We start from the raw sequence: 6,215 nt of genomic DNA, 5'->3' as shown, positions 1-6,215 counted from the left end.
TTCCTCTTTGGGTTCAAATTTAGCCCAGTGTCGGTCAATCCCACGCTGAAACAAGGCGAAACTCTTTTTGCGAAAATGAAAATTGTTTGTATGACTTACCCTTAAACGTAAAAAAGCGCCCCGAAAGGCGCAGTAGTGAAACAAAGAAGATGCAAACAGAAATCAGGCCGCGTGTTCATAGGCCTGCAAACGCTGCGACCAGTTGCCCAGATAATGAGCCGGTGTGTAGCGTGTCCGTTGGCTGCCGGGATCCTTCAGCACATCACCAATCGTGACCGCTGCCGGAATACCGGTCAGGGAAAGCTGGATATAGGCCATCACTGCCGCCAGCGGGTCAATATCAATCGCAGACACCCACATACTGGACAACGGATCATGTCCCTGCTCTCTTAATACCTCCGCGGCGGCCAGCATCATACAGGCCGCACCACAGCAAGGTTCGTGGAAGGTGACAAAGGGTCGGGTCTGCAACAAGTCAGACACCTCATGCAATTGCAATTGTGCCATGACTCTGGCCACACTCCAGGGCGTAAAGAACTGCTGAAGTTCCTTATTGCCCAGCTCCAGTTGCATAAACACGCTGCCGAGAAAATCACCGGGTGCTTCCGACAATGCCAGCACGGTCATCGAAAAAAGTTCCACAATCCGGTCAATATCTTCCCGTTCGTATTTGTTGATGGTTTTCAGATAGAACTGCTCGAGTTCCTCACTGAAACAGTATTTATTGTGAATGGCCGCCATCGCACAGTTGCAAAAATCCTGAAAAACCCGATAACGGTTACGGGAACGGGCGGTTTGTTTAAACAACGAAATAAAGTCTTTTTGGTAGTCCGGACAAGAAGCCATGGCGTGTTTTCCTGATAAAAAAAGGAAAACACACCCCGGAAGGAGAATGTGTTTCCCCTTTCGGTTGAAGTGAAAATAAGCTGATACAACGTTAAACAGCGGGTTACTGCCCGACGGCCATCGCCGGTAATGCCAGTGCCGTTTCGGGCTTATCGCCGTTAACCAGATACAGGGCCGGACGGTTTTCGTGTCCTACCTGCCCGTTATGACTGTCCACATGCTCGCCCTGGTCATAGCAGTCGTAACCTTTAAGCTGGCCTGACGGTTCGCTGTACCAGTGGCGGATTTCACAGTCAAACACTGATGACAGCCCGCCCATCAGTTCCGCCGAAGGCGGTACCCATGGAGTGTCAAAACGCACGGTTAAGCTGCTGACATGGCGCCTTTCCCAGCGGACATGATGACCGAACGGCCATTCCAGCCCATAGTGCTCATCGTAGCACTGCGCTGTGGTGGTCATTCCTTTCAGTAAGCCACTGTTGCCGTTAATCTCCGTCGCCAGCCGGGTCGGTCGTATCATCAGCATATCGCAGGGCTGAGCAGAGGTCGGATAAACCGACAGTTTCTCCCAGCATGCACTGATATCAAGATTGTCAGACCAGCCCACCACGCCAAACCAGTCGGTGTACTGGCGGGTCAGCAGGCGGGCAATCATGTCACGCGCTGACGCCGGTATAGTCTCCCAGCGCAGCAGGCTTAAGCCCGACTGACGGTAGATACTGTCAATCCGCTTCATGTTTTCTGTGGTTAGCAGCACATTGTCCTGCAACAACGCCAGCCACTGTTCAAACGCCAAATTCTGCGCCGTCGGCGCTGCCGTCCCCCGTACCAGTTCCGGATACGGCGTGTAAGTTAAGGGTTTGGTGGGTTTCAGTATCCCCGCACAGCCGGCCAGAAACAGGCGCAGGCTCTGCAATACCGCCTGACGGTAACGGGGGAATTCCTCCCCACAGACCCATTGCTGCATGACATCGAGACAAACGGATTTGCCGGTGACTTCCAGTTGATTAGTGACCCATTCTGCCATGATTAAGCTCCTTTGATTTTTAAGTTTAAAAACCGGAGAAACTGTTCCCCTACGGGAGTCAGTTCCCCCGATGGGTAATGAAAAAAGGGTTACGATTTGGCTTGCCTGAACAGCATTTCAGCCAAACTGCTGTCAAAAATGACCGTCAGCTCGTCATGTATGCCCAGATACGGTGTATCGGGCATCATTGCCGACGCGTTCAGTCAGGTTAAATCGTATTTATCCACCGTTCATTGATGGCATCAGACGGCCGGATGCCACTGGCGATAAATTCGGTTACCATTTCGGTTTCACACAACGCGGTATCGTTCAGGCTCAGATCAGAATAGCGTTTCAGCCGCACGGCGGTAATCACCTGCCAGACGGTTAAACGTCAGGCTTCCAGGGTGACACCATCAAACGCTGACCGTTGCGCTATGCCGGAGAATATCCTGCACTTCGTGATGATAGTGGTAATCGGGTGAAATCATATGCAGTGACAATAAATTCGCCTCCTGCCACAAAACATGGGCTGCCTGCGGATCCTGCCAGCTCAGCTCAACGGTGGCCGCCTGACATAACTGCTGTTGTTTTCGTTCCAGTGACAAACGTTCTGACGTCAGTGTAACCGGCTGCGCCCAGACGATCTCGTCATAAAAGCGCCCCCCGAGCACACTGTTATCTTTGGCGTCATATATCATCACGGTCAGGGGAAAAAAGGCGCGTCGATACTGACCCGATGAGATTTCCGGTATCGGCCAGTCACCCAGCAAATGGATGACTTTCAATCGTTGTACCGCTTCGGTGATGGAGGCAGTTTCACACACGGTCAGGATTTCCTCTTGCAGCGATTGCGGTCGGTGAGGATGCTGCATCAGGCCGGTGACCTGCACGGTAAAAATGTCTTCCGGTAATACCTGAGCAGTATTCTCCGGCACGGGCAAAAAAATGGCGTTCATGGTGTTGTTCCTTGATTTGACGTTAAAAAAAGACAACACCCGCCCAATACAGGAAGGTGTTGTCGGCTCCCCGGTCAGGCGCTAAAAATGAGAGTTAACAGCCTCATCGACTGATAACGTCAGTGGTGATGAGGGTTGTTATGGATAAATGACGAGCTGATGATGTCCTCTTTGGGCTGCATCGCCAGTACCGCACGCAGCAGCCCGGTTTCCGGGTGGTGCAGCGCGTATTCCCGCAGTTCGCAGAACCGGAATGCATCGGCATTCGGCTCATCCAGCTCGGCGATACGGGCAAACACAATCGCGGTAACAGCCAGACCAAACGCATCCGCAGACAACGTGGCCGTCAGTGTCGTCTCCGGCAGATAAACCGAATAGGTTTTTGCCGCGGTGGGGATCATATACGTCAGGGAATCAGACACGTTCCGGCTGCGCCATTGCTCAGGACGATATTCACCACACAACTGTGAGGCCGTATTCGCCAGCAGGAACCCCAGAAACAACCGTTCCAGCGGGGTTTTATCGGGAAACACAACCGACAGGGCCAGGCTGTCCAGCAGCATCAGTTCATTATCCGGCATCACGTTCTCCCTTTAAACCCAGGGCCGCCCGGATACATTGAGCCTGAGGATGTTGCCGCGCATATTCACGCAGGGCGCAAAACCGCTCAGCATATCCGTCCAGCTTCATCAGGTCAGTCAGGTAACCCAATACGCTCAGGGTCACCATCAGCCCAAAGGCATCGGCGGAGACTTCACCTTTAAAGTCCGTCGTACTCACATTAACCCCAGAGGAATCCGGCCGCATCGGCACGATATAGGCGATGCGGTCTGACACTTTCCGGTACTGCCATCGGTCACACCGGTCATCGTCACACAGCCCGGCAGCAGCTTTAATGAACGTGTGCTCCAGCAGCATCAGTTCCAGTGAACCGGTGTGCGGAAAAATTTCAGCAAAAGGGGAGCGTTCAGCCGGGGACACAGTGTGCACCGTGGCCAGTGGGGTATGTTGTTGCATAGTATTCTCCTGATAAAAACAACGGAGAACACCTGACCCAATGGGAAATGTGTTCCCCGTTGGGTGACTGGCCGGTTGGCCATCATGGATGAGATTAAGCGACCTTCATCGTCATCAGACTGACGATATCTGCTTCCAAAGGGGCGCAGATGTACCACACCGTGGTGTACTCCCTTACAGGCTACGGGAGTGTTGCTGTCGCTGCCCGAAGGTGATCCTCACAAGCGACCGGATCATGGATAAGTCTGACTACGCTAATCAACAGAAATCATCAGGTCAATGGGTAATTCATTTCCCGGGACAAAAAAATAATGTCAGGAGCACGACGGAATTTTTGGAGAGTCAGGGAGAAACTGTCAATACGCCGTGACCCGTTCAGGCCGTGTGGTCTAACACGTTTATGCCCCATTGTGTGTTGATGCCGATGGCTGAATTACATCGGTAATCTATTTTTACAATATATAAACTAATGGTTAGGTAAGTGTTCAAGAAAAATTAATTGCAAATTGATCGCCATAACCGTCCAATAAAGTATTTTGCTCATACTCCATTGTAGTCTCCTCTGGCAACCCGTTCTTCGCGTACGGATGCCCAGTGTGGGTGATTCAAAGCAAGTTGTTGCAATGTAATTAGTTCAGGCTCAGAAAGTGTTATCTGTGATTTCATAAAAACAGGCGAAAAATCGGGTTATCCATTATAGTAACAATAAAAATAGTTTATCTAATTAATTTAACTCAAAAAATTATATTCTCATTGACTTATAGAGATTATTTTTATTTTAAATCAATATATTGGGTGCTGAAAAATAACCTACATGAATTTTATTGGGAAATAAAAATAAAATAGAAAAATCAATTTAATTCCTATCTTATATTTTATAATGAATTGAAAATTTGGAAAATAACATCAGATATATGCCATGATATATTCCCCTCGTTTCTTTGTAAGATAAGAATTTATTTCCACCAAAATAATTAATAGTTAAATACTTTAATTAAATAATAATTTAGGTACTTTAATACCATGGGGAAATGGAGAGTAATTATGCTTAAAAAATTGGACAAAATGTTTTCAATGTACAAAGGTTTACCAAGAGATATTTATTTCATTGCTATCGCCAAATTTATTTTGGGGTTGGGGAATTTTATTATCCCTTTTATGGTACTTCTTTTAACACAAAAGCAAGATTACTCGACTTCAGTTGCAGGCACTATCGTGATGATAATCACCGGCGCTTATATGCTAGGAAGCCTCATAGGGGGAAAATTGTCAGATGCCTATGGACATAAGAATATTATGATCATAGGAGAACTGCTTGGGGCTGTTGTTATCATTACGTGTGGTTTTTTTTCTGAAAATCACTTCGTTGCTCCGGCACTGCTATGCATAGGATATTTTTTCATCGGTGTAGCGTTACCAGCAAGTAATGCACTCGTTGCCGACCATTCCAACCCGCAAAATCGCGATGCTGTTATGTCGCTAAGCTACCTAGCCTACAATCTTGGCTCAGGTGTGGGCCCCGTTATTGCTGGTTATTTATTTTGGAATTACACAGAATGGGTTTACTGGGGAGAGGGGCTTGCGCTATTGACAGGAATACTTTTAGTCGCATTTTATGTCAGAGACAATGCTATAAATACTGACTGTCAAGAAAATGTTTCTGAGCTTGAAAAAAATACCAACGGTAATGTCTGGTCAATATTTAAAGAACGACCACGCCTGATCATTTTTGGACTATTATGTACTATGCTTTGGTTTATTTTGAACCAAATGACTATGACCAGTCCACTCTACTACAGCCACATATTTGATAAGTCAGGTGCTATTTTGTTTGGTCAGTTAATGACTTTTGCTAGTCTTATCGTAGTGTTTATCACCCCACTTCTAATGAAGGTGACATCCAGTCATAGTGAACTGAGTAGTCTGTCAATTGCAGGTGCACTATTCGTTGTGGGTTACACCCTAGTGGTTTCATGCTCCAGTATTCCTATGCAGTTTTTCGCATGGTTCTTCCTATCTGCAGCAGAAGTTTTGCTCATAACAAAAGAAGGGATATATATAGCTAACCAATCCCCAGCCAGCCATCGTGGGCGAATAAGCAGTATATTGCTAACAATTAGAAATATTGGCCTTATGCCAACGTATGTAATCATGGGTTCTTTTATTCAGAGTTTTGGGTATCAGAAAGCTTGGCTTCTGGTCATTATTACTGCAATACTGGCAACTATCTCTTTCTGGGCACTTTACATCCAACAAAAAAGACACTTTATGGTGATGTGAGCCACGCTCTTTTATTTCCAATAAAAACATAGTCACGTTTATCTGTGTTAGTGACAGGGTAGCTGCAATAACCGCTAATCTTAGAAAGAGAGCCTTATCGCGTTTAA

General features: G+C 47.4%; 9 protein-coding genes. 3 read left to right on the top strand and 6 right to left on the bottom strand.

Annotated features, from left to right (window positions below; translation table 11 throughout):
- Positions 1-162: 162 nt before the first annotated feature.
- A complete protein-coding gene (locus Xind_RS17425; protein WP_187650627.1) occupies positions 163-846 on the bottom strand; it encodes an N-6 DNA methylase in 684 nt (227 codons plus the stop codon).
- 103 nt (positions 847-949) lie between these two features.
- Positions 950-1,873 (bottom strand): DUF1281 domain-containing protein, encoded by a 924-nt coding sequence (locus Xind_RS17420; RefSeq protein WP_187650626.1) that lies wholly within the window; start codon positions 1,871-1,873, stop codon positions 950-952.
- A gap of 77 nt (positions 1,874-1,950) precedes the next feature.
- On the opposite strand from Xind_RS17420, the gene Xind_RS22815 reads away from it, so the two are divergent.
- On the top strand, positions 1,951-2,085 hold the full coding sequence (locus Xind_RS22815) for a hypothetical protein (protein WP_276511098.1): 135 nt from the start codon (positions 1,951-1,953) through the stop codon (positions 2,083-2,085).
- Here Xind_RS22815 and Xind_RS21850 read toward each other — a convergent pair.
- The 4 genes from Xind_RS21850 to Xind_RS17400 all read right to left on the bottom strand — a co-directional run bounded on the left by Xind_RS21850 (position 2,082) and on the right by Xind_RS17400 (position 3,828).
- Entirely contained in the window at positions 2,082-2,216 is a 135-nt protein-coding gene (locus tag Xind_RS21850; protein ID WP_338114365.1) for a hypothetical protein, read from the bottom strand. The two genes, Xind_RS22815 and Xind_RS21850, sit on opposite strands and share 4 nt — an antisense overlap.
- 52 nt (positions 2,217-2,268) lie before the next feature.
- Entirely contained in the window at positions 2,269-2,811 is a 543-nt protein-coding gene (locus Xind_RS17410; RefSeq protein WP_187650625.1) for a hypothetical protein, read from the bottom strand.
- Between the two features lie 119 nt (positions 2,812-2,930).
- Positions 2,931-3,392, bottom strand: coding sequence for an antirestriction protein (locus Xind_RS17405; RefSeq protein ID WP_099125555.1), 462 nt, complete (start codon positions 3,390-3,392; stop codon positions 2,931-2,933).
- Positions 3,382-3,828 carry an antirestriction protein gene (locus tag Xind_RS17400; RefSeq protein WP_187650624.1) on the bottom strand — a complete coding sequence of 149 codons (447 nt, stop codon included), beginning with the start codon at positions 3,826-3,828 and terminating at the stop codon, positions 3,382-3,384. The genes Xind_RS17405 and Xind_RS17400 overlap by 11 nt, the downstream gene beginning before the upstream one ends.
- Before the next feature lie 88 nt (positions 3,829-3,916).
- Between Xind_RS17400 and Xind_RS17395 the strand changes: the two genes are divergently transcribed.
- A complete protein-coding gene (locus Xind_RS17395) occupies positions 3,917-4,198 on the top strand; it encodes a hypothetical protein (protein ID WP_187650623.1) in 282 nt (93 codons plus the stop codon).
- A 674-nt stretch (positions 4,199-4,872) separates the two neighbouring features.
- Complete coding sequence (locus tag Xind_RS17390; protein ID WP_187650622.1) at positions 4,873-6,108, top strand: MFS transporter; 1,236 nt, start codon at positions 4,873-4,875, stop codon at positions 6,106-6,108.
- Positions 6,109-6,215: the final 107 nt, after the last annotated feature.

The organism is Xenorhabdus indica (assembly GCF_014467235.1).
GTDB lineage: Bacteria > Pseudomonadota > Gammaproteobacteria > Enterobacterales > Enterobacteriaceae > Xenorhabdus > Xenorhabdus indica.
Note: the sequence above shows the minus strand (reverse complement) of the source record. Positions and strands in the feature narration are given on the sequence as shown.

Bases quoted from the DNA above. Each gene is read 5' to 3' on its own strand.
- Xind_RS17395 (WP_187650623.1), top strand. From the start codon at position 3,917: ATGAGATTAAGCGACCTTCATCGTCATCAGACTGACGATATCTGCTTC.
- Xind_RS17390 (WP_187650622.1), top strand. From the start codon at position 4,873: ATGCTTAAAAAATTGGACAAAATGTTTTCAATGTACAAAGGTTTACCA.
- Xind_RS17405 (WP_099125555.1), bottom strand. From the start codon at position 3,392: ATGCCGGATAATGAACTGATGCTGCTGGACAGCCTGGCCCTGTCGGTT.
- Xind_RS17420 (WP_187650626.1), bottom strand. From the start codon at position 1,873: ATGGCAGAATGGGTCACTAATCAACTGGAAGTCACCGGCAAATCCGTT.
- Xind_RS17410 (WP_187650625.1), bottom strand. From the start codon at position 2,811: ATGAACGCCATTTTTTTGCCCGTGCCGGAGAATACTGCTCAGGTATTA.
- Xind_RS17425 (WP_187650627.1), bottom strand. From the start codon at position 846: ATGGCTTCTTGTCCGGACTACCAAAAAGACTTTATTTCGTTGTTTAAA.
- Xind_RS17400 (WP_187650624.1), bottom strand. From the start codon at position 3,828: ATGCAACAACATACCCCACTGGCCACGGTGCACACTGTGTCCCCGGCT.
- Xind_RS22815 (WP_276511098.1), top strand. From the start codon at position 1,951: ATGAAAAAAGGGTTACGATTTGGCTTGCCTGAACAGCATTTCAGCCAA.